Here is a 23,130-nt window from a genome sequence, read left to right on the forward strand (position 1 = left end):
CGCATTGGGCGGCTTCGGCGCGGTAAGTGATTTTACAGAAAGTGTGTATGATTCGTGTCTCGTGTCGTCACTCCTCACTGAACACGGCAGCGGGGAGGGTGCGGCAGTTGTAGGTGGATGCCATGACTTCGCCGTAGGCTCCGGCGGAGCGGAAAGCGATGAGGTCTCCACGGTGGGAGAGGGGAAGGTGTTCGTTCTCGCTGAAGACATCGCTGCTTTCGCAGATAGGACCAACGACATCATAGGTCGCTGTGGCAGTCTGGTCAGTCGCGGAGATGTTCTGCGTGAAGTGGTGAGCATCGTAGAGCGCGGGGCGGATGAGGTCCGTGAAGCCTGCATCCACGATGAGGAACTTCTTGGTGTGCCCCTCTTTCACATAGAGCACACGGGAAATGAGGCTGCCACACTGTGCCACGACGCTGCGTCCGAGTTCAAAGTGCAACTCTTGGTCTTCACGCAGGTTCAGATGACGGGCGAAGAGGTCGAGGTGGTCAGCGAAGGGAGGAATGGGGTTGGCATCGGGGGCAACATAGTCAATGCCGAGTCCGCCGCCGACGTTGATGCCGGGAAGAGAGATGCCCTCGGCGCGGAGTTTCTCCTGCCATTCGTTGATGTGTTCGCAGAGGTGGCGGAAGGGTTCCGGTTCGGTGATTTGCGAGCCGATGTGATAGTGCACACCCACCAGTTCCAAGTTTTTCAGCGTTTTGACGAAGGCGATGACCTTCACGAGATCTTCGGCAGGAATGCCGAATTTGTTCTCGTTGAGTCCCGTGGTGATTTTGGCGTGGGTGTGGGCATCGATGTTGGGATTGACGCGGAGGGCAACGCGTGCTGTGACGCCGAGCGAGGCGGCAATCGTGTTGATGACTTCCAGTTCGGGTGTGCTTTCCACGTTGAAACAACTGATGCCCGCTTTCAGGGAGAGACTTATCTCTTTGTCAGACTTTCCCACTCCGGCGAACACGATTTTGTCGGCGGGAAAACCGGCGTTCAGGGCAGCCTGCACTTCGCCACCGGACACGCAGTCGGCACCGAATCCTTTGGCTGCGATGAGTTGCAGGATGCGAGGATTTGCGTTCGCTTTGATGGCATAGTGAACGTGAAAGCGGGGGTGGGCTTCTTCTGCTTTTTTCAGTTCATTGAGAGTTTGTTGAAGAAGAGAGAGGTCGTAGAAATAGAACGGCGTTTCGATGCTCTCAAATCGAGAAATGGGGAAATTCATGGGAGAGTGGTTTGTTAGTCTTGTTTAGTAGTCCTCAAAAAATAACCTGCATCATCTTTGAAAATCTTTTCGGTCCATATTTCCTCTCTCATCAGTCACATAACTACGGCTATGCTCCTTCTTCGGGTGACAATCTGACCTCGAAAATGTCATTCAAATCTGACGCAACTTATTATTTTTATATTACTTAGTTGGGTGGGGTGTTCTATAAATTATGGAATAAGGAGTGTTCTAAAGAAAGTGCTAACGTCTTGGTTGCAGAGTCTTTATGGAGGCATGAGTTTCTCAGTGCACCCTTTTGTTGGGTTCCGTCAGTCACATAACTCGCTATGCTCCTTCACGGACAAGAGTTCATTTCTAAGAAAACCTACTCGACCAAATTCTTTAGAACACCCCTTATGTAGGGCTCATTTCTTGTTGAAGAGATGTTCGGAGAGGGCTTGCAGGGCTTTCTTCTTGTCAGCCTGTCGCACGAGGAAAGAGATGTTGTGGTTGCTGCCGCCGTAGGAAATCATGCGTACGGGTACGTTTGAAAGAGCCTGACTGACAAGCGATTCATAGCCCACATTTCCCCAGCGGAGGTCGCCGACAACGCAGATGATGCACATGTCGGGGTCGGTTTCCACCGTACCGTATTTTCTCAATTCCTCCATGATGCTGACGAGGCGCGAGGAATTGTCGATGGTGACGGTGATGCCGACTTCGCTGGTGGTGACCATGTCAATGGGAGTCTGGTTGCGCTCAAAGATTTCAAAGACTTTGCGGAGGAAGCCGGTGGCGAGGAGCATTCGGGAACTGACAATCTTGATGGCGGTGATGCCGTCCTTGGCAGCCACGGCTTTGATGGTGCCTTGCTGCATTCTGTTGTCAATGATGGTGCCCGGGGCGGAAGGGTCCATGGTGTTGAGCAGACGCACGGGCACTCCGGCATAGCGTGCGGGCTGGATGCAGGTGGGGTGGAGAATCTTGGCTCCGAAATAAGCCAACTCGGCTGCTTCCTCAAAGTTCAGTTGACGCACGGGGGAGGTGTTTTCCACGAAACGAGGGTCGTTGTTGTGCATGCCGTCGATGTCAGTCCAGATTTGAATTTCGTCCGCATAGACGGCAGCGCCGATGAGACAGGCGGTGTAGTCCGAGCCGCCGCGCTGCAGGTTGTCGGTCTGTCCGAGGTGGTTCAGACAGATGAAGCCCTGGGTGATGTAGAGTTCATAGTCGGGATGACGCTCGAGGATGGCGGTGAGGTTCTTCTTGATGTGGGGTTGGTCGGGCTCGCCGTTGGCATCGGTTTTCATGTAGTGCAGCGCACCGATGAGTTTGACTTTCACGCCTTGTTCAACCAAGTAGTTTGTCACCATGTTGGTGCTCATGAGTTCCCCCTGTGCGAGGATTTCTTTCTCAAGCGCGGGTGTGAATTCCTCGGTGGTGAGATTGTGGAGATGGCGGAAGATGTCATTCAGCAAAGTGCGTGTTTTCTCGGCTGCGTCTTCGGTGGCATAGAGTTCCTCAACGTGGTGGAGATAGGTGTTGCGCAGTTTGTTGATGATGTTGTTGGCAGCCTCGGGATTATTTTTCTGAATGTAGTCAGCGATTTCGACGAGTTGATTGGTGGTGCCGGACATGGCGGAGAGTACGACAATTTTCTGTTCTCCATCGTGGATGAGTTGGCACACGCTTTTCATGCGTTCCGGGGAACCCACGGAGGTTCCGCCAAATTTCAGGACTTTCATGTGTTATATATATATAATGTATGGTTGTTTCAAAAACTATTCTTCTTCATGCTCGTTGAGCGCATCTTCTTTGTCGTTTTCGGGCTGTGAGGAACTGGTCTCAGCGATTTGCCCGTCGGCACAGCGATAGACCACACCAGGGAAGAGTCCGAGGAGGTTGAGATTGTGTGTGACCATGATGACGGCGGCTCCTTCCTCTCGAGCGTTTTGGAAGATTTGCATGATTTGCTTTCCCGTCTCGGGGTCCAGGTTGGCGGTGGGCTCGTCGGCGAGAATGATTTGCGGGTGGTTGAGCAGGGCACGTGCGATGCAGATGCGTTGCTGCTCTCCGCCGGAGAGTTCGTGGGGGAAGCAGTCGGCTCGTTCAGCCATGCCCACCGCTTCGAGCACCTCCCGGATGCGTTCGGGGCGTTGTTTCTTTTTCCATCCCGTGGCACGCAAGACGAAGTCGAGGTTTTGGTGCACGGTCTGGTCACGCAGGAGTTGGAAGTCCTGGAAGACGATGCCAATCTTCTTGCGCAATGCGGGGAGGTGGCGGCGTTTGAGACGGAAGAGGTCGTTGCCGAGCACCTCCGCTTTTCCTTCGCTGGGACGAAGTTCGCCATAGAGCACTTTCAGAAGGGATGTTTTTCCCGTTCCCACCTTTCCGGTGATGTAGATGAAGTCTCCGCCTTCAGCATGGAAGTCCACGTGACTCAAAATGGGGTCACTGCCGTTGCGAGAGAGGGAGAGGTCAGAAAGTTGTATGAGCATATTTTTGAATCAAAAGGGTCAAAAGGTTCAAAAAAACCGAGTCGCAGCCGACGTCAATCCAGTTTCAGAACGGCGAGGAAGGCTTTCTGCGGCACTTGCACGTTGCCGATTTCCTTCATGCGTTTCTTTCCTCGTTTCTGCTTTTCAAGGAGTTTGCGTTTACGGCTGACGTCGCCACCGTAGCACTTTGCCGTCACGTCCTTGCGCACCTGCTTGACGGTTTCGCGGGCAATGATTTTGGCACCGATGGCGGCTTGGATGGCAATGTCAAATTGCTGGCGCGGCAGCAGTTCTTTCAGTTTTTCGCACATCCGACGTCCGAAGGTGACGGAGTTATCGACGTGGGTCAGCGTGGAGAGGGCATCGACGGGCTCGCCGTTGAGGAGAATGTCCAATTTGACGAGGCGCGAGGGGCGGAAGCCAACGGGATGATAGTCAAAAGAGGCATATCCCTTTGAAATACTCTTCAACTTGTCGTAGAAGTCGATGACGATTTCCGCCAGCGGCATATAGTAGTGCAATTCCACTCGGTTGCCGGAGACATATTCCTGCTTGATGAGTTCCCCGCGCTTTCCGAGACAGAGCGTCATGATGTTGCCAATATAGTCCGTGCGGGTGATGATGGAGGCTTTGATATAGGGTTCCTCGATGTGGTCGATTTCGGTTTGGTCGGGCATGCCGGCGGGGTTGTGCACCTCCTTCATGTTGCCGTGTTTGTCATAGACTTGATAACTCACGTTCGGCACGGTCGTGATGACGTTCATGGCGAACTCGCGGTCAAGACGCTCTTGGATGATTTCCATGTGGAGGAGTCCGAGGAAGCCGCAGCGGAAACCAAAGCCCAGTGCCACGGACGATTCCGGTTGGAAGGAGAGGGAAGCGTCGTTCAGACGGAGTTTCTCAAGGCTGGCGCGCAACTGTTCGAAGTCCTCTGTCTCAATGGGATAGACACCGGCAAAGACCATCGGCTTCACTTCCTCAAATCCCGCAATGGCTTCGGAGCAGGGATTCTCGACAGTGGTGAGGGTGTCGCCGACCTTCACTTCGGTGGCAGTCTTGATGCCACTGACGATGTAGCCCACATCGCCGCAACTGAGGATGGGGCGGGGCTGGAGTTCCATCTTCAGAACGCCAATCTCGTCGGCATTATATTTCTTTTTCGTGTTGACGAAAAGCACTTCCTCTCCGGTTTTGAGGCTACCGTTGACAATTTTGAAATAGGCGATGATGCCACGGAAGGGGTTGAAGACGGAGTCAAAGACGAGTGCCTGAAGCGGTGCTTCGGGGTCTCCTTTGGGAGCGGGGATGCGAGTGACGACGGCGTTCAAGACTTCCTCCACACCTTCTCCGGTTTTTCCGGAAGCATGAATGATTTCTGAGCGGTCGCAGCCGAGCAAATCAATGATTTCGTCCTCCACTTCTTCGGGCATGGCGTTCACCATGTCACACTTGCTCAACACGGGAATGATTTCGAGGCTGTGGTCAATTGCCATGTAGAGGTTGGAGATGGTCTGTGCCTGCACGCCCTGGGTGGCATCGACCAACAGCAGGCAGCCTTCGCAGGCGGCGATGCTGCGGGAGACCTCGTAGGAGAAGTCCACGTGTCCCGGGGTGTCAATGAGATTCAGACGGTAGTCCTCGCCATCCAAACGATAGTTCATCTGAATGGCGTGACTCTTGATGGTGATGCCTCTTTCTTTTTCAAGGTCCATGTCGTCGAGCATCTGACCTTCCGTCACCTTGATGGTTTGGGTGTATTCCAACAGACGGTCGGCAAGGGTGCTCTTTCCGTGGTCGATGTGGGCAATGATGCAAAAGTTTCGGATGTGATTCAAGGGGAAGAGATTTTTGGGGTCTAAAGAGCAAAGGAGAATAGGGGCGGCGCGAACTCTCGTTTCACTCCACTCATGTTCGTCAATTGATTCATTAATTGTCCATTAAATCCTATAATTCAATGAGTCAATCTCGAGAGAATCAATGCGTATGGTTGGAAAAAGAGCGTGAAAAGAGGGTTGGGGCAGCCTTCAGAATTGACACACTCAGTCAAACTTTTCGGCGTCGCGGAAGGAGACGGCGTGGGAGAGGTCTTTTTCGCTCAACACGACTTCGTCACCGTCGATGGGCCATTCGATGCCGAGTTCCGGGTCATCAAAACGGATGGAGCATTCGGCTTCGGGGGCGTAGCGATTATCTACCTTGTAGGTAAAAACTGCTGTGTCACTCAACACTTGGAAACCGTGGGCGAAGCCACGAGGGATGAAGAGTTGGCGATTGTTTTCGGCGGAGAGTTCAACGGCAACGTGACGACCAAAGGTGGGGGAGGAGCGGCGAAGATCCACAGCCACATCCACCACGGTGCCTTGGAGCACTCTGACGAGTTTCGCCTGCGAGGCATCACCTTTTTGAAAGTGAAGTCCACGCAGTACGCCGCGAGATGACTTCGACTGATTGTCCTGCACAAAATGCACGTCGTGACCGAGTGCCTCGTTCAGTTCGCTTTCTCTCCAGGTTTCCATGAAATAGCCGCGTGCATCACTGAACACCTTCGGTTCAATGACCCACACGCCGGGTATTTCTGTTTCAATGTAATTCATTCAGGTTGTATGTTGTGCGCCAAGGCGCGTTTCAAGATTCTTTGAATTGCTGCACAGACATTTTCACGCTCCGGCTTTCACCGTCATCTTCTCGTCGTTGAGGTCGAGCACGAGTTTGTCGTTGTTTTGTGTGTCGCCCTCCAGCAGGAAGTCGCAGAGTGGGTCTTCGACATATTGTCTCACGGCGCGTTTCAGCGAGCGTGCGCCATATTGCGCATCAAAGCCTTTGCTGAGGATAAACTGCTTGGCGTTGTCCGTGATTTTCAGCGCATAGCCCATTTTCTTCACTCTGTCGAGAAGTTCTTTGAGTTCGAGGTCGGTGATTTGCGAAGCGTTTTCTTTGTTCAGCGGGTTGAACACGATGATGTCGTCAAGGCGGTTCAGGAACTCGGGGGCGAATTGCTTTTTCAGGGCGTTCATGATGACGGAGCGTGCTTTTTCAGGGGCGATTTCGTCGCGGTTGCGGTCAAATCCCATGCCGGCGCCGACTTCGCGAAGTTGGCGTGTGCCGCTGTTGGAGGTCATGACCACGAGTGTGTTGCGGAAGTCCGCCGTCACGCCGTTTCCGTCGGTGAGTCTTCCCTCGTCCATGACTTGCAGGAGCGTGTTGAACACGTCGGGGTGTGCTTTCTCGATTTCGTCGAGGAGCACGACGGAGTAGGGTTTACGTCTCACCCGGTCCGTCAGTTGTCCTCCTTCTTCATAGCCGACATATCCCGGAGGGGCGCCGACGAGGCGGCTGACGCTGAACTTTTCGCCATATTCGCTCATGTCCACTCGGATGAGCGCGTCTTTGCTGCCGAAGAGTTGTTCGGCGAGACACTTCACGAGATAGGTTTTTCCCACGCCGGTCGGTCCGACAAAGAGGAAGGTGCCGATGGGGCGGTCTCCGCCACTGAGTCCGAGGCGGTTGCGCACCAAGGCACGAGACACCTGTTCCACGGCGTCGTCCTGTCCGACAATGCGTTCTCGGAGCACGGCACCCATGTTTTTCAGTCGTTCCGTGTCGCTTTCACGCACCTTGGTCACGGGGACGCCGCTCATCATGGAGACCGTCTCTGCCACGTCGTTTTCATCCACGCGTACCGGGGATTTCTTCTGCTGCTCTTCCCATTGCATTCGCATTTCTTGAAGTTGTGCAGCACGTTGCTGAATGACGTCGCGAAGTTGTGCGGCGCGCTCATAGTCCTGAGACTTGGCGGCTTGAAGTTTTTCTTCCGTCAGTTTGGATATTTCGTTCTGGATGTCAGTAAATTCGCTCGGCATCTCACGGAATCGGATACGTGCTTTTGCGCCTGCTTCGTCCATGGCATCAATGGCTTTGTCGGGGAGGACGCGACCGTTGATGTAGCGTGCCGTCAGAGACACACAAGCCTGCAGGGCTTCGTCGGTGTATGTCGTGTTGTGGTGTTGTTCGTAGCGTGAGCGGAGTTGTTTCAGGATGGCGAGTGTTTCCTCTTGAGAAGCGGGGCTGAGGAGGATTTTTTGGAAGCGTCTTTCCAGCGCGGCGTCCTTTTCAATGGATTTTTTGTATTCTGCGGTGGAAGTGGCTCCGATGCACTGCATTTCTCCGCGTGCCAACGCCGGTTTCAGCATGTTGGCGGCATCCAGTGAGCCGGGCGCAGAGCCTGCTCCGATGATGGTGTGGATTTCGTCGATGAAAACAATGATTTCCTTGTGTTTCTTCACTTCCTCCATGAGTTTGCGCACACGTTCCTCGAACTGTCCTCTGAACTGTGTGCCTGCCACGAGGGTAGCCATGTTCAGTGTGACGATGCGTTTGTTTTCCAAAGGCACCGGCACGTTTTTGGTGGCGATGAGTTGTGCGATTCCTTCCACCACGGCGGTTTTTCCGACGCCGGGGTCGCCGATGAGCACGGGGTTATTCTTTTTTCTGCGGCAGAGGATTTGCATCACGCGCAGCATTTCTGTTTGTCTTCCCACGACGGGGTCCAATGCGCCTTGCTCCGCGAGTGAGGTGAGGTCGGTGCAAAATTTGTCGATGATGGGAGTTTGTGATTTTTCAGCGATGCGTGTGGTGGTTTTTTCTGCTGAGGAGGAGGATTGTTCGTTTTCACCTCTTGGTGCACCGGGCTCTTCTTCGTCAAAGTCAAAGTTGCCCAACGGTGTGGAGGAGAGGAAACTATGATGTTTTGGCTGAGTCATGTGAGTCTTCTGTGTTGAATATATGTCTGTGAATCTTAGATGTATAACGGCAAAAAGACCGCAAAGGTTTTGAAAGGAAGGATTACGGTTGAGAGGTTGTTTGGGAATGCGGTTGAACCGTTAGTAAGTAAGTTAATAAGTTAATCGCTTGCAAATTTAGCACAACTCTTTGAGTTGGAGAAACATTTGGATGTGAAACTATTCAGATTGCCACGGCTCTTTCATTAAGGACTAAGAGTCTAAGAGTCTAAGAGACTAAGAGTCTAAGAGACTAAGAGAGGAAGAGAGGAAGAGACAAAAAGCATGATTCCCCTTGCGCTATTTATAGAACAGTCTCTTTGTCTCTTTGTCTTTTAATCTCTTTGTCTTTTAATCTCTTTGTCTTTTAATCTCTTTGTCTTTTGGTCTTTTAGTCTCTTAGTCTCTTTGTCTCTTTGTCTTTTAATCTCTTTGTCTTTTAGTCTCTTTGTCTTTTAGTCTCTTTGTCTTTTAGTCTCTTTGTCTTTTAGTCTCTTTGTCTTTTAGTCTTTTAGTCACTTTGTCTTTTAGTCTCTTAGTCTTTTAGTCTTTTCGTCTCTTTGTCTCTTCGTCTTTTAGTCTCTTCGTCTTTTCGTCTCTTAGTCTCTTAGTCTTTTTGTCTCTTCGTCTCTTCGTCTCTTCGTCTCTTCGTCTCTTTGTCTTTTAGTCTCTTCCTCTCTTTGTCTCTTTGTCTTTTAGTCTCTTAGTCTCTCAAAAAACTCCCGGTAACCTTTTGAGGGGAGACCGGGAGGGAAGGATTGTCAAACTTCGCGGCGGATGAGCGAATGGAGTTTCTCGTTGAACGAAACGGAGGAGAAGAGACGCTCAAGCGTGAGGTGCATTCGATAGCGCCAGTAGTGCGTCGAGTTCGACGGGTCGTTGATGAGTTCGGCGGAGGTGTCAGTGCGGCGCGTGTCGTCGCTGATGGCGAACAAATCTTGGAGCGCGATGAGTCGCAGCAACGAGGGAGCACGGAGCGTGTGTGCCAAAATGGCTTCACAGTCGGCAGCACCGAGGTGTTCGGGGAATGCTTCAACAGGACGATGCAAAACATCTGTCCAATAGGCTTTTGCATCTTCCGGACAAGTCTCCCACCAAAGGCGCAACGGAGACATGTCGTGGGTACCGAGGGTGGCGACGCTGAGCCACGGGAAATCGGCGGGCGATGCAAAGCGAACACCGCTTTCTTTCGGACAACGCTCAATTTCCAACGTCAGAATTTGCAGTTGGCGGAGCACACCGCGAACACAGGAGGGCACCATGCCGAGGTCTTCGGCGCAAGGCAGCGGACCGGTGGATTCCAACGGATAGAGAGCGGGAAGTCCATCGGCGGAATGCGAACCGCTGCGGGTGATGACGGGAAGTTTACGCATTGCCTCCTGCTCCCAAAGTTCGTTGTGGCGGCGGTGGAAGAAATCGTCGTGGAGACGATAGAACGCCTCCTTGTCCGATTCACTGAGCGTTTGGAAGAGAGAAGTCTCAAAGCCGAGGATGCGCGGGTGGAAGGTGTCGGGCGTCTCGGGATCAGCAATGAAAAGCACGTGGGTGGCGAGGTCACAGAGGAGACGGGCAAGCACGCCGTCAGCGACGCGTCGCAGGATGTCTTGCTGAGTGCGGAAAGAGGGTTGAAGGGTGAGTCGCCCGCCGGCTGTCTCTTCAAGGAAGTTTTGGCGCAGTTCTGCAGCATTGCGACCGATGGCGTTGCACATGTCCTCCCATTCTTCTGCGCTGACAGAGGGAGCGGAGAGGGCGAGCGGGTCAGCGTGGAAACCGCACTCTTTCAGTTCGTTGCGAGAGAAAGGAAGGGCGGGGCGGAAGCGACCGAGCGTGCCGTCAATCTGGTCGGAAGGTATTTCCCAAATGCGGAAGAAACCGAGCACGTGGTCAATGCGATAGGCATCAAAATGGAGCGACATGTGGTCCATGCGCCGTTTCCACCAGGCATAGTTGTCAGCCGCCATGACATCCCAGCGATAGGTCGGGAAGCCCCAGTTCTGACCGTTGCGAGAGAAGAAATCGGGCGGTGCGCCGGCGGAACCGGTGAAGCGGAAGAGGTGGGGTTCTGTGCGAGCGGGCACACTGTCCGGACTGATGCCAATGGGGATGTCGCCTTTGAGAATGACGCCGAGTTGGCGTGCTTCGTCGTGGGCTTGGGTCAGTTGGGTGTGCAGCAGGAACTGCACGAAACGCCAGAAGACTTTTTCTTTGTCGATGCCCTCCTTTTGTTTTTCTGTGAGTTTCTCGGCGTGTGGCCACTGGCGAAAATCAGCCGTGTGGAACGTGTCGCGCATGGCACAGAATTCCACGTAGGGCTCCAGCCAGTCCGCTTGTGCCGAGACATATTCCTTGAAAGCATTGCTTCGGAGCGTGCGGGTGCCGATTTCGGCAAAGAGGTCGCGGAGGAAGGCGATTTTGAGTTGGAACGTGCCCTCATAGTCCAAAGCATCCTCGAGGTTGAGACGGTGTCCCTCTTCGGCATGGCGTTGGAAAGCCTGGCTGCGACTCCAGGGGCGTGGGTCAAGATAGTTTGGATGAAGGGCAAAGACGGAGATGGCGCTGTAGGGGTAGGAGTCCTGCCAGGAGCCGGTGCGCGTCGTGTCGTTGATGGGGAGAATCTGCACGGCGTGCATGCCGTTTTCCGCCGTCCAGCGGATGAGTGTTTCAAGGTCACCGAAGTCGCCACAGCCCCAACTGCCCTCGCTGCGCAGCGAGAAAACGGGAATGACGCAACCCGTGAGCCGAAGCGGTGGAATTTCAAGACGCGGCTGGTTGTCGGTGTGGACCAAAGAACCGGTGTCACACATCTCGGACAGCGGTACGAGCCGGCGGTCGTTGCCGCTCTCCCAAAGCGGCGGAAGTTGCGGGTCTTCGGAGAGGAGTACATATTTATAATATATACCCTCGGAGAAATCGCGTCTGGAGAGCGGCAGCGCCCACTCAAAAGTGCCGGTTCGCTGCATGGGTCGAGCCTTCGTCACGTCCCACGCTCCCCATTCCGGTGTGTTTCCGACGACAGCCCAGCGTCGTCCCTCTTGCGGCGGCAGGGCGTGGAGCAGGAGCAGACAAGGTTCGGAGAGAATCTTCATGTGGAGTTTCTCGCCGCCTCGGGGCAGCATGATGCAGTCGCGGAAGGCAGAGTGATGATAGAGCGCGGGGAGCCCCTCTTCGGTCCAGCCGTCAGCAAAGGTGACCGCGCTGCGGTGGTTGAAAGTGAAGAAACGCCAGTTGTCCGGCTCGGCACGCAGGATGGTGCCGGTGGCGGCGTCGGAGATGAGATAGGCGTGGCGAATGTGGCGCGCATCGTCGGGGACTTGAAGGCTTGCTTGCCAGATTTCTCCATTCGGAGTCTGCATCACAATTCGTTGCGCAGCCTCTCCATCGAGAGAGCAAACGACCTCGACTTGCTCGCCCCATTGAGTGTGATAGGGTAGGGTGAAAAGAAGGTTTTTCATGGGTGAGTGAAAAGTTTCAGCGGTAAATGTAGGAAAAATGCACAATAACTACTTCAATTTTTTCACTATTTCTTTCATCATGCCTCGCTTTTCAAAAAAAACTGCAGAAAAGTTTGGCGCTCACGTACCGATATCCTTACCTTTGCTTCGTGAAGACAGGAAAATGTCAGACAAAACCTTCGGAGGCGTTCCGATGCGTTGTCGGCACGAAGTTTTCCCGCTTCGCAAAAAGAAAAAAAGGCTGTGCCGGTTAGATTGGGATACTCATCAATAATTACAGAAATACCGAGGCAGCTGGTTTGCTCAATGGCGGGCCGTCGTGCCCACTCTCCGCAAGGCGTGTGAGCAGAGTCGGATTACAGCGACAAGCCAGTCCTCAAATCCTTTTTCCTCGGAGTTTCATCACATCACCGGTACAGCCGCTTTTTGTATCTATACCTATTATTATATATGCAATACGGTTACATCAAAGTGGCAGCAGGTGTCCCCGCCGTGCATCTCGCAGACCCCGCCGCCAACACTGAAGCCATCCAAAACATGATGGTGCGCGCCGAAGGACAAGGCGTGGAAGTGCTCTGTCTCCCGGAACTCTGTCTGACAGGCTACACCTGTCAGGACCTTTTCGCTCAACAACTGCTCCTTGAAGAGGCTGAGTCCGCACTCCTGAGACTCATCGAGTTCAGTCGTAACCTCTCCCTCGTCACCCTCGTTGGTGTCCCCGTGGCGTGTGACGGCATGTTGTTCAACTGCGCCGCCGTCATCCAAAGAGGAAAACTCTTCGGCTTTGTGCCGAAAACCTATCTCCCGAACTATAAAGAATTCTACGAAGGGCGCTGGTTCACTTCTGCCTCCGTGCTCCCGCCCGAGGGAAAGCCGCTTCGCTTCCTCGGACAGCAGGTCAGCCTCTCCACAAGGCTCGTCTTCAGCACGACACACTGCCGCTTTGCCATTGAACTCTGCGAAGACCTTTGGGCACCGACACCGCCCAGCAACGAAGCCGTGCTCGCCGGCGCTGACATCGTCTTCAACCTCAGCGCCAGCAACGAACTCGTTGGTAAATCGCGCTACCTGGAATCACTCATCTGCAACCAAAGCGCACGCCTCATGGCGGGATATGTCTATGCCGGTGCGGGCTATGGCGAGAGCACCCAAGACCTCGTCTTCAGCGGAAGAGCCTTCATCGCCGAAAATGGGAAAATGCTGGGCTCCGGACAACGTTTCACCATGGAGGAACAACTCCTGACGGGAGAAATCGACGTGGAATTGCTCCGTGCAGAACGACGCGTGAACACCACTTTCGCAGCAGCCTGTGCCACCCGACAACTCGACGTGCCGTTCAAAGAAGTGGAACTGGAACCCTACAACAGCCACATCCCCTTCAGCCTGACACGCACCATTGACCCGCGCCCCTTCATTCCGGAAGGACCGGAACTTGACCACCGCTGTGAGGAGATTCTTTTCATTCAGAGCGAAGGACTCGCCCGAAGAATTGAACACACCAAAGCCAAAACCATCACCCTCGGCATCAGCGGAGGACTTGACTCCACACTCGCGCTCTTGGTTGCCGTCCACGCTTTCGACCGCCTCGAGCGTGACCGAAGAGGAATTGTCGGCATCACCATGCCCGGCTTCGGAACCACCGACAGAACCTACACCAACGCCGTGAACCTCATGAAAGGACTCGGAGTGACGCAACGCGAAATCAGCATCGCCGATGCCGTGAACCTTCACTTCCGAGACTTGGGACATGACCCGAAAAACCATGACCTCACCTACGAAAACTCACAGGCTCGAGAGCGCACCCAGATTCTCATGGACGCCGCGGGACAAATGGGAGGCTTCGTGGTCGGAACAGGAGACCTCAGCGAACTTGCACTCGGCTGGGCAACGTTCAACGGCGACCACATGAGCATGTATGGCGTCAATGCCTCCGTGCCCAAAACTCTGGTCAAACACCTCGTCACCTGGGCTGCCCACCACATCATTGAGGACAAAAACGTGCGTGACACGCTCCTCGACATCGTCTCCACACCCATCAGCCCCGAGCTCCTGCCAGCAGCGGAAGACGGAAACATCGGACAAATCACCGAAGACCTCGTTGGACCCTACGAACTCCACGATTTCTTCCTCTATTATACGCTGCGCTACGGCTTCCGACCGCGCAAGATTTATGAACTCGCCGTGCGTGCTTTCTCCGAAACATCAGGAACAAACTACACGCAGGACGTGATTCTCAAATGGTTACGCGTTTTCTGCCGCCGCTTCTTCAGCCAGCAGTTCAAACGCTCCTGTCTGCCCGACGGTCCGAAGGTCGGCTCCTGCTCTCTGAGTCCGCGCGGTGATTGGCGAATGCCGTCCGACGCGTGCTCCGCCGCCTGGCTCGCTGACCTCGAACAACTTGATGCCGAGGGCATTGAAGAAGGGTAGGGGGGAGTCCCCGCAGATGTGAGACTGTGCAAAAAAGAAGTTTCAGTTGTTCCTCAACGATATTCCTCTTTCGTGATGCGCGTTTCAAAAAGCACGTTGCCGGATAGTTGAGAACGATAGACATAGTGAAAGACAACGCCCTCATCCTTCAACGCCTTGTAGTTCACATCTTCGCGCAACTCCTTGACCAGCAAGAGTCGCATGTCGGTTTCCCTCCGGTTCAAAATGGCTTCCGATTCAGCGGAAATGGAATACCACAACGTGTAGGTTCTTGAACTTATCTCGTAGGTCGTACTGTCCAAACGACATCCCGGCTGTGGTTCAAAAGGACATTTTTCACGGGTGAATTCTCCCGCCTCACGAGCAAGCCGTTTGTCAAAACTCTCTTGGCAGGAAACGAACAGAAAAAGAAAAGCAGCGATTGAAAAAATGCGAATCATGGATGTGGACTTATGGTTCAGAAGTTTGAACTTATGGTTCAAGATGATGCTGCAAAGTTAGAAAACATACCAATAATTATTGTCATGCTCTCCAACGAAATGCAAGAAAGAGTGGAAAGAGCCGTTTCCCTCTTCAAATCCGGATACAACTGCTCACAAAGTGTGGTCGCAGCCTTTGCTGACCTCTATGGCGTGGAAGAACAGCAAGCCTTGAGAATGTCCGCCTCCTTTGGCGGCGGCATCGGAAGAATGCGTCAAACCTGTGGCGCAGCCTGCGGAATGTTCATGCTGGCAGGGCTGGACTGCGGAACCACCGACCCCAAAGACCGAGAAGCAAAATCCCACAACTACGCCGTCGTACAGGAACTCGCCCGACAGTTCAAAGAAACCACCGGCAGTCTCATCTGCGGCGAACTCCTCGGACTCATCCAACCGGAAGGCTCACCGCAAGCAGAAGCACGTACTCCGGAATACTATCAAAAGCGCCCTTGCTCCTTCATGGTCGAAACCGCCGCTAAACTCTTTGCGGAATACGTTGAAAACAAAAAACAGTAAATCTCCTCAGAACGTTTCATCCATGAGAATCCTTCTGCTCGGCGAATTCAGCAACGTGCACGCCACTCTCGCACTCGGGCTTCGCAAGCTCGGGCATGAGGTGGTGGTGGCATCTGATGGCGACGAGTGGAAAAACTATCCTCGCGACATCGATCTGCATCGCCCCTCGCTCAAGAAATGGGATTCGCTGCGCTATTTTCTACGCTTGAACCGACAATTCAAGGATTTCAAAGGCTTTGACATCGTTCAACTGATAAATCCCATCTTTGTTCCTCTGAAAGCCGAGAGAAATCAGTCCTTCTTTCAATTCTTGAGGAAGCACAATCGCAAAATCGTGCTCGGTGCCTTCGGCATGGACTCCTATTATATTAAGGGATGTCTGGACGGAAAAACCTTCCGCTATAGTGACTTCGCCATAGGAAAGAATCAACGCTACAGTGTTGAAAACCAACGGTTCATCCAAGATTGGATTCTGGGAGAGAAATTCAAACTTCACGAGTTTGTGGTGCAAAACTCCGATGCCGTGGTGGCAGGGCTGATGGAATATTACGCCGCCTATCAGGCTCATTTCCGACAAAAAGAACGCCTGCATTTCATTCCTTTTCCCATTCAGATTTCAGAAGAAACGAGAAAGGAAACACAGCGTGGCAAAAAACTTCGCTTCTTCGTGGGCATCCAGCGTTCCAGAGCCGTCTATAAAGGCGTGGATGTCTTGCTGCCTGTGTTGAAGGAAGTCCAAAAAACTCATCCCGACTTGTGCGAAATTGACTGCGTGGAAAATCTTCCTTTTGAGGAATACAAACGCCGCTTGAGCGGAGCGGACGTCATTGTGGACCAACTTTATTCCTACACGCCGGCGATGAACGCGCTGGAAGCCATGAGCCAAGGCATTGTGCCCATCAGCGGCGGCGAACCTGAAAGTTATGAACTTTTGAATGAAAACCAACTTCGTCCAATCATCAATGCCATTCCCGGAAAGGAAAACGAACTGTTCCAAACGCTTTGCCACTTAGTCACGCATGCCGATGAGGAACTTCCCAAACTGAAACAGCAATGCAGAGACTACATTCGCAAACATCACGACTATGAGAAAATTGCTTCCGCCTATGAACAACTCTATCTTTCTCTGCTCTCCGAATAATCGACACTCTTCTCTCCGAAACCATAAAATCTCTCTTCCGAAATCGCGAAGCATTTAATTCTCTCTCCCGAAATCGCGAAGCATTTAGACCAATAACGCTTATAACGCTTTAAATCAACAAAAAAGCAGGTTTTGCTCTACTAAGACATGAATCGCTGTTATGTTTAATTAGGAGCGTGGGAACGCTGCCCCATTTGAAGCAAAGGCGCGTCAAGCGCTTTCAACTAATCAAAACTTAGGCGCTTCAACTTAAGGGGGGTCTATAAATTACAGGATAAGGAACGTTCAAAAGAAAGTGCTTACGTTTTGAGTTCTTCCTCTTAACGTTTCCTTTCAACTCTTCCTCTCAGTTCTTCCTCTCAGTTCTTCCTCTCAGTTCTTCCTCTCAACTCATAAACTCTCAATCTCTCTCAAATCCTCGCTCGCTTCATGATAGAACAAGAAACCATTCGACGCGTTCTTGATGCCGCAGACATTGTCGATGTCGTCAAAGAGTTTGTCACACTTCGCAAAGCCGGTGTGAACTACAAAGGTCTGTGTCCGTTCCACCAGGAAAAGACGCCGAGTTTTGTCGTTTCGCCTTCCAAGCAACTCTGCAAGTGTTTCTCCTGTGGAAAAGGCGGAAACGTCGTGCACTTCCTCATGGAGGTTGAACAGATGACCTATCCCGAAGCCATCAAATGGCTGGGCGCAAAATACGGCATTGAGATTCGCGAGAAACAGAAAACAGATGAGGAACGAAAGCTGGAGAGTGTGCGAGAGGACATGTTTTCCTTGAACGCCTGGGCTGCAAAATATTTTCAGCGAATTCTCAAAACGGACGTGGACGGTGTGACACTGGGCATGGGCTATTTTCGCTCGAGAGGTTTCCGAGACGACATCATTGACAAGTTTGCGCTCGGTTTCTGTCCCACGCAGCGCACCGCCATGGCACAAGCGGCAAAGGCGGCAGGATTCAGTGATAAGAATCTGAAATTGACGGGGTTGTGCTACGAGACAGACCGAAACGAACTGATTGACCGCTTCCACGGTCGTGTGATTTTCCCCGTTCACACCGTCAGCGGCAAGGTCGTTGCCTTCGGTGGCAGAATCCTTGGCACGGACAAAAAGTTGGCAAAGTATGTCAATTCGCCCGAAAGCCCAATCTACACCAAAAGTCGGGAACTCTATGGGCTTTTTCAAGCCAAGTCCGCCATTGTGCGTGCCGGCTGCGCCTATCTGGTGGAAGGTTACACCGACGTCATTTCCATGCACCAGTGCGGCGTGGAGAATGTGGTGGCTTCTTCGGGCACCTCTCTCACCGAAGGACAGATTCGTTTGATTCACCGCTTCACGGACCACATCACCGTACTCTACGATGGCGATGCTGCCGGCATCAAGGCGAGTCTGCGAGGCATTGACATGCTTCTTTCCGAAGGACTTCACATCAAGGTCTTGCTGCTCCCCGACGGAGAAGACCCCGACAGTTTTGCCAGAAGTCACACGGCGGAACAGTTCCGCGCCTTCATTGAGAGCAATCAAAAAGACTTCATCCGTTTCAAAACAGAACTTTTGCTTTCTTCCACTCCCGACAATGACCCGCAAAGTCGGGCTGCCCTTGTCACCGATGTGGTTCACAGCATCTCCGTCATTCCGGAAGAAATCGAGCGTCAGATCTATGTCACGGAATGCTCACGCCTCTTGGGAGTTTCCGAATCGTTGATTCAACGAGAAATCAGCAAGATGCGCCGTGAAAAATATCAAAAAAGAGAAAACGAACAAGCCGCAGTGCAGCCCGTCGCGGAGCAAGGCGGAAACACCTCCACTCCCTCTGTGGACGCTCAAAGTGCTGCCACAGTCTCCGCTTCAGCGACTGTTGTCACCGACTCCCCCATCTCCCCCACTCCGTTGATGCCCACGCCCGGTTTGAGCGGTCGGGTGCTGATTCAACGAAAGAATCTGGTGGAAAATGCGGAAAACATGCTGATGTCCATGATTGTGCGCTTCGGCGAACTCACGCTTGGCAACAGTGCGGAAGCCACGGAACAAACTGCGCTCACGGAAGTGGCTGAGGAGGAAGAATATCTGCATGCCACGGTGACAGAGTTCATTCAGAGCGACCTTGCCCAGGATGAACTCACACTCCGCTCGCCCGTTTCCAGAAGAATATTGGAAGAAGCTATCTCACACGTCGGTGACCCAAACTGGAAGGCACTCCCCTACTTCACTCTGCACGAAGACTTAGAAATCAGTAAGTTCGCCACTTTTGTTAGCGAAAAAGAAAGCCCCCTGAGCACCCACCACAAGGAACAGTACGTGGAGGAGAAGTATCGTCTCTATGAGGTCATTCCCCGCTTGTTGCTGGACTACAAATACGCCATCCTGCGTGAGCAAATCAATGATGTCATGATGCAGCTGCGCAATCCCGAAGTTCAGAAGAACGCTGAGCAAAGTCGCCACTTCATGCAGCAGTACATGCAGCTCATGAGCATGGAGCGTCAATTTGCCGAACTGCTCGGCGAGCGGGTGGTCATCAAAGCCAAATTGTAGAAAAAGAAGAGGAAAGGCAGTCATTGGGTGGTGTTTTGACGGTGATTTTACGGTGTTTTGACTGTGTTTTGACGGTCGCGGCGCTTACGCTCCGCGCACGGTGGGAAGTGTGTTCATCAATTCTTCACGAAACTTTTACCGACTTAGTGAGTGCTTTTTTAGGCTACATGGATAGAATTGCCTAATTTTGTCACGAATTTTAAGAATTAACGCACGAATCATTGAGTCTTATTGACGAACGGCGTTCTTTTGTGATGTCATCACCCTGCGCCCACGTCATATCACCTAAGTCTGCGCCAGCTCACAGACATAGAGGCGTCGAAAGTCCCCCAATCCTGTGAAATGCCCCTCGGTTCTGCAATGTAACTGCAGACCGCATCCGAGTATGTGCCGCAGCAGTCTCACGAAGAAACTATTCTAATACACAATTAAATAACAACAATTATGAAAAAAACTTTATCACAACGTTTCTTTCTGCCTCTCTGCCTGCTGACCCTGTTCGGCATTCTGGGAGGAAGCCATGCTTGGGCTGAGGAACTCACTATTGATTTTGAGAGTGCCTCCACGTCCTATACTGATTGGACTTTTACAAACATGACATCCCAACAGACTGGTGCAATCACTGCTAAAGGTGGAACATATTATGGAACAACCGGAGGTAAAACTACTGCCAGCATCACTACAAAAACCGCGATTCCCTATCCGACCTCTATCAGTTTTTACGTATCAAAACAGTCAGGCAATACAAAGTCCTCCAGTTGGAAAATTCAGGTGTCTTCTAATAATTCGACTTGGACAGATGTCAAAACTCAATCTGCCACTTCCATGAGTCAAGGTTCATGGGTGGAGGTTACGCAAGATTTGAGTTCTTACGACCATGTATATGTACGTATATATTATACAGGTTCTACTGCTGTTCGTAACATTGATGACGTGACGCTCACTTACAGTACATCTGTCGCACCTACTCTTAGTGTTTCCAAAACAGAAATATCATTTAGCGATGTTGAGAAGTTGACCTCAGAGAATTCTGCCTTCACATTTAGTGCTAAAGGACTTTCTGAAGCAGCGACTTTTGTACTCTCCGGCACAAATGCCGACATGTTTAGCGTAAGTCCTTCCAGCATTACTCCGACTGACGGCTCTATTTCTGACACCGAAGTGACGGTGACTTACACTCCCACGGAGGCAGGTAGCCACGAAGCAACCCTCACCGTTTCTTCCAAAGACGCTACAAAACAAGACATTGCGCTCCGCGGTACTGCCATTGCTCCCCTTCCGCACTACACCGTGAACTGGATGGTCAACGGCAACTCCTACTCTGAAGGAACTCCCTCCACCGACGTGGCAGAAGGTGAATCCGTCGAAACGCTTCCCACCACCCCTGCCGCCATCGGCGACAAAGTGTTCATGGGTTGGACCAATGCCACCATTGACGGTACGCAAGATGTCGCACCCGCCGTGCTCTTCACCTCTGCTGCAGGCGCTCCCACGGTGACATCCAATACCACCTACTTCGCGGTCTTTGCCGATGAAACTCTTGTTTCATCCTCTTGGAATCGCATCAAGAATTTGGCAGACATCACCGATGGTTCATACGTGATAAAGAATGGCGCTTACGTCCTTCCAAGTACGACCACAGGTTCCTCGACTGCCCCTGCCAAAGTTGGCGCCCCTGTGATTACGGATGATGTCATCACGGGAACTGTGGAGGAATCCATGATTTGGAACTTTACTTCAACCGGCACAGCCAATCAATTCTACGTTCAGAATGAAGAGGGTTCTTATTTATACGCAATAAGCGATAACAATGGAGTTCGCGTTGCTTCTACTTCCGATAAATGGACTTTTGCTGTAAACACCACAGACTATTTCTCCATGAAAGAAGCGAATAATAATCGTTATTGTGCATCTTATGCGTCTGGTACGAACTGGCGCAGCTATACAAGTGCAACTCATACCAACTATGCCAATGGCGGTAAACTTGAACTTTATAAGTTTGTAACTGTACGCACCTACTCCGCTTACGCCACCAACTTCGCCACCCTTTCCGACCGCAATCTTGCCTTCAGCGAAACTGCCGTGGATTACTTTGAAGCTCCTTTCACCGCTCCCACCCTTTCCGGTCACACCGAAGGCGTGACATATGCAAGCTCCGACACGGAAGTCGCAACCGTGAATGCAACCACCGGTGAAATCACCATCGGCACCAAGTATGGCACGACCACCATCACCGCCTCCGCTGAGCAGTCCGGCTCCTACTATGCCGATGAGGCTTCCTACACCATCAGTGTTTGGCCGAATTCCATCTCCGGACTGAAAACCCTCATCACCAGCGAATCCGAAATTGATTTCAAGGTTAGATTGAACAACGCCGTCATCACTTATGCCGACGCGAACAATGCCTATCTGCAGGATGCTGATGCCGCTATTCTGATTTATGTTAAGGGACACCGCTTGACGGAAGGCAAGAGCTACACCGGTGTGGTTTCCGGAAAAGCAAAACTCTACAACGGGCTGCGTGAAATCACCTCCATCGACTGGGGCACCATCATTCCCGAATCTGCTACTGTTCCCGCTGCAGAGATTGTCACCTTGGCTGATTTGAATGCGGATTACGACAAATACGAAAGTATGTTCGTCTTGGTGCAAAATGCCATTGTCTCTTCTGCCCTCTCCTCCAGAAATGCCACTATCTCTCAAGACAGTGAGGAATATGCAGTCTATGACAAGAAAGACGGTTTGAGCGCAACTGCCTTGAGCACGACCAATGCCATTGTAAACCTCTATGGCTTCCCCGGCAAATTTAATACAACACTTCAGTTGAATGTATTCAACGATATTGACGTCGAAGAAACCGGCTACAACCTCGCTGTTTCTGATGCCGGCTATGCCACCTACTTCAATTCCGCTAAGGCTTTCACCATGCCTGCCGGTGCTACCGGATATGTTTGGAATGCAGGTAACATTGCAGATGTATACGCTCCCGCACAAGTTGTTCCCGCCAACGAACCGCTCGTGATTAAGGCTCCTGCCGGAAACAATGCCTTGTTGTTCACCTCTTCCACAGAGGACTCTTACAAGGACCTTGACAAGAACGAACTTGAAGGAACTGACGTAGAAACTCCCATCACGGACGATGACGCCTACTACTTCTACGGTCTCTCCCTCAACGCAAACAGCGAACTCGCTTCTGTCGGCTTCTATTGGATGAACCCCACCGGCGCTGCCTTCACCAACGGTGCACACAAAGCCTACCTCAAACTCGCCAAGAGCACACACGCAGGCTCGCAAGCCGTGAACGGATTCCCCTTCAACGGCACCACCACCGGAATCGAACAAATCGAAGCAGGTGCTGACGCTAAAAACGCCATCTACGACCTCAGTGGACGCAGAGTGAACAAGGCTGCCAAGGGCATCTACATTCTCAATGGCAAGAAAGTGCTTGTAAAATAATTATTAAACATTCGGAACTATGAAAAAGAAATATATTGCACCTCAATTCACTTCCCTTGAGATATTCTCCGAACACTCCATGATGCTCACCGCATCCAACGTCCAGGGTGACGGCATCCAACTCTCCAACAGAAGAGATGAGTTCGTGGACGGCTCAGAAGAAAACTGGAACGAATTCCCCTGGGAAGAATAATCTCCTCCCACATCCACTTGATAAAAGGCTGCGCTCGGCGCAGCCTTTTGTCGTTGGGGATGAACCATTCCCCTCATCTTGCTGTCCGTGACCGGTCAATCGGTGACCGATGAGCCAAGAACAGTGACGGCTGAGCCAAGAACAGTGACGGCTGAGCCAAGAACGGTGACGGCTGACTCCCTGCCGTTTGGTTTTGAACTCACGCGCAACATCTATATACGTATAAAAAAGGAAAAACAAAAAAACTATACAAACTATACACAAAACCCTACACAAACCCTACATTCCTCTGATTTTCCGTGCGTTACGGAATGTATAGTTTGTGCTCCAAACTATACACAAACTATACACAAACTATACATTGAACCTTGCATTGAGAGTCAAAGAGTCAAAGAGACTAAGAGACAAAGAGACTAAGGGCGAAAGACGAAAGGACCGCCTTTTTGAAACATTAATG

The 23,130-nt window shown here is 52.0% G+C and carries 14 protein-coding genes; 6 read left to right on the top strand and 8 right to left on the bottom strand.

The annotated features are described in order from the left end of the window. Positions 1 to 67: 67 nt before the first annotated feature. The 7 genes from lysA to I6E40_RS04400 form a co-directional block, all read right to left on the bottom strand. Positions 68 to 1,222, bottom strand: a complete 1,155-nt coding sequence (gene lysA / locus I6E40_RS04370) for a diaminopimelate decarboxylase (RefSeq protein ID WP_235385683.1) — start codon at positions 1,220 to 1,222, stop codon at positions 68 to 70. 407 nt (positions 1,223 to 1,629) lie between these two features. After that, positions 1,630 to 2,949, bottom strand: a complete 1,320-nt coding sequence (locus tag I6E40_RS04375) for an aspartate kinase (protein ID WP_235385684.1) — start codon at positions 2,947 to 2,949, stop codon at positions 1,630 to 1,632. 36 nt (positions 2,950 to 2,985) lie between these two features. Then, positions 2,986 to 3,702, bottom strand: coding sequence for a cell division ATP-binding protein FtsE (locus I6E40_RS04380; RefSeq protein ID WP_235385685.1), 717 nt, complete (start codon positions 3,700 to 3,702; stop codon positions 2,986 to 2,988). A 53-nt stretch (positions 3,703 to 3,755) separates the two neighbouring features. Then, entirely contained in the window at positions 3,756 to 5,537 is a 1,782-nt protein-coding gene (lepA, locus tag I6E40_RS04385) for a translation elongation factor 4 (protein WP_235385686.1), read from the bottom strand. Between the two features lie 204 nt (positions 5,538 to 5,741). After that, on the bottom strand, positions 5,742 to 6,296 hold the full coding sequence (gene rfbC / locus I6E40_RS04390) for a dTDP-4-dehydrorhamnose 3,5-epimerase (protein ID WP_235385687.1): 555 nt from the start codon (positions 6,294 to 6,296) through the stop codon (positions 5,742 to 5,744). A gap of 63 nt (positions 6,297 to 6,359) precedes the next feature. Beyond that, entirely contained in the window at positions 6,360 to 8,462 is a 2,103-nt protein-coding gene (locus I6E40_RS04395) for an ATP-dependent Clp protease ATP-binding subunit (RefSeq protein ID WP_235385688.1), read from the bottom strand. Positions 8,463 to 9,241: 779 nt separating this feature from the next. After that, positions 9,242 to 11,932 (bottom strand): 4-alpha-glucanotransferase, encoded by a 2,691-nt coding sequence (locus I6E40_RS04400; protein ID WP_235385689.1) that lies wholly within the window; start codon positions 11,930 to 11,932, stop codon positions 9,242 to 9,244. A gap of 450 nt (positions 11,933 to 12,382) precedes the next feature. Here I6E40_RS04400 and I6E40_RS04405 point away from each other — a divergent pair, with 450 nt between their 5' ends. Further along, entirely contained in the window at positions 12,383 to 14,359 is a 1,977-nt protein-coding gene (locus tag I6E40_RS04405) for an NAD(+) synthase (protein WP_235385690.1), read from the top strand. Positions 14,360 to 14,412: 53 nt separating this feature from the next. On the opposite strand, the gene I6E40_RS04410 is transcribed toward I6E40_RS04405, so the two are convergent. Next, positions 14,413 to 14,799 carry a hypothetical protein gene (locus tag I6E40_RS04410; RefSeq protein WP_235385691.1) on the bottom strand — a complete coding sequence of 129 codons (387 nt, stop codon included), beginning with the start codon at positions 14,797 to 14,799 and terminating at the stop codon, positions 14,413 to 14,415. Between the two features lie 84 nt (positions 14,800 to 14,883). On the opposite strand from I6E40_RS04410, the gene I6E40_RS04415 reads away from it, so the two are divergent. From I6E40_RS04415 to I6E40_RS04435, 5 genes are all read left to right on the top strand, one after another. Continuing rightward, the gene (locus tag I6E40_RS04415; RefSeq protein ID WP_235385697.1) at positions 14,884 to 15,354 is read left to right on the top strand and encodes a C-GCAxxG-C-C family protein; all 471 of its coding nucleotides are present in this window, start codon (positions 14,884 to 14,886) and stop codon (positions 15,352 to 15,354) included. 22 nt (positions 15,355 to 15,376) lie between these two features. Next, complete coding sequence (locus I6E40_RS04420) at positions 15,377 to 16,495, top strand: glycosyltransferase family 1 protein (protein WP_235385692.1); 1,119 nt, start codon at positions 15,377 to 15,379, stop codon at positions 16,493 to 16,495. A 429-nt stretch (positions 16,496 to 16,924) separates the two neighbouring features. Then, on the top strand, positions 16,925 to 19,024 hold the full coding sequence (gene dnaG, locus I6E40_RS04425; RefSeq protein WP_235385693.1) for a DNA primase: 2,100 nt from the start codon (positions 16,925 to 16,927) through the stop codon (positions 19,022 to 19,024). An 825-nt stretch (positions 19,025 to 19,849) separates the two neighbouring features. Beyond that, positions 19,850 to 22,480 (top strand): hypothetical protein, encoded by a 2,631-nt coding sequence (locus tag I6E40_RS04430; protein ID WP_410897032.1) that lies wholly within the window; start codon positions 19,850 to 19,852, stop codon positions 22,478 to 22,480. Between the two features lie 19 nt (positions 22,481 to 22,499). After that, positions 22,500 to 22,673: a hypothetical protein gene (locus I6E40_RS04435; protein ID WP_235385695.1), complete on the top strand. Its 174-nt coding sequence runs from the start codon at positions 22,500 to 22,502 to the stop codon at positions 22,671 to 22,673. The last annotated feature ends 457 nt before the right edge of the window (positions 22,674 to 23,130 follow it).

The organism is Prevotellamassilia timonensis (assembly GCF_021531665.1).
Classification (GTDB): Bacteria; Bacteroidota; Bacteroidia; order Bacteroidales; family Bacteroidaceae; genus Alloprevotella.

Excerpts from the sequence above, each read along its gene's own strand:
- lysA (WP_235385683.1), bottom strand. The coding sequence starts at position 1,222 with ATGAATTTCCCCATTTCTCGATTTGAGAGCATCGAAACGCCGTTCTAT.
- I6E40_RS04375 (WP_235385684.1), bottom strand. The coding sequence starts at position 2,949 with ATGAAAGTCCTGAAATTTGGCGGAACCTCCGTGGGTTCCCCGGAACGC.
- I6E40_RS04380 (WP_235385685.1), bottom strand. The coding sequence starts at position 3,702 with ATGCTCATACAACTTTCTGACCTCTCCCTCTCTCGCAACGGCAGTGAC.
- rfbC (WP_235385687.1), bottom strand. The coding sequence starts at position 6,296 with ATGAATTACATTGAAACAGAAATACCCGGCGTGTGGGTCATTGAACCG.
- I6E40_RS04395 (WP_235385688.1), bottom strand. The coding sequence starts at position 8,462 with ATGACTCAGCCAAAACATCATAGTTTCCTCTCCTCCACACCGTTGGGC.
- I6E40_RS04400 (WP_235385689.1), bottom strand. The coding sequence starts at position 11,932 with ATGAAAAACCTTCTTTTCACCCTACCCTATCACACTCAATGGGGCGAG.
- I6E40_RS04405 (WP_235385690.1), top strand. The coding sequence starts at position 12,383 with ATGCAATACGGTTACATCAAAGTGGCAGCAGGTGTCCCCGCCGTGCAT.
- I6E40_RS04410 (WP_235385691.1), bottom strand. The coding sequence starts at position 14,799 with ATGATTCGCATTTTTTCAATCGCTGCTTTTCTTTTTCTGTTCGTTTCC.
- I6E40_RS04415 (WP_235385697.1), top strand. The coding sequence starts at position 14,884 with ATGCTCTCCAACGAAATGCAAGAAAGAGTGGAAAGAGCCGTTTCCCTC.
- I6E40_RS04420 (WP_235385692.1), top strand. The coding sequence starts at position 15,377 with ATGAGAATCCTTCTGCTCGGCGAATTCAGCAACGTGCACGCCACTCTC.
- dnaG (WP_235385693.1), top strand. The coding sequence starts at position 16,925 with ATGATAGAACAAGAAACCATTCGACGCGTTCTTGATGCCGCAGACATT.
- I6E40_RS04430 (WP_410897032.1), top strand. The coding sequence starts at position 19,850 with ATGAGTCAAGGTTCATGGGTGGAGGTTACGCAAGATTTGAGTTCTTAC.
- I6E40_RS04435 (WP_235385695.1), top strand. The coding sequence starts at position 22,500 with ATGAAAAAGAAATATATTGCACCTCAATTCACTTCCCTTGAGATATTC.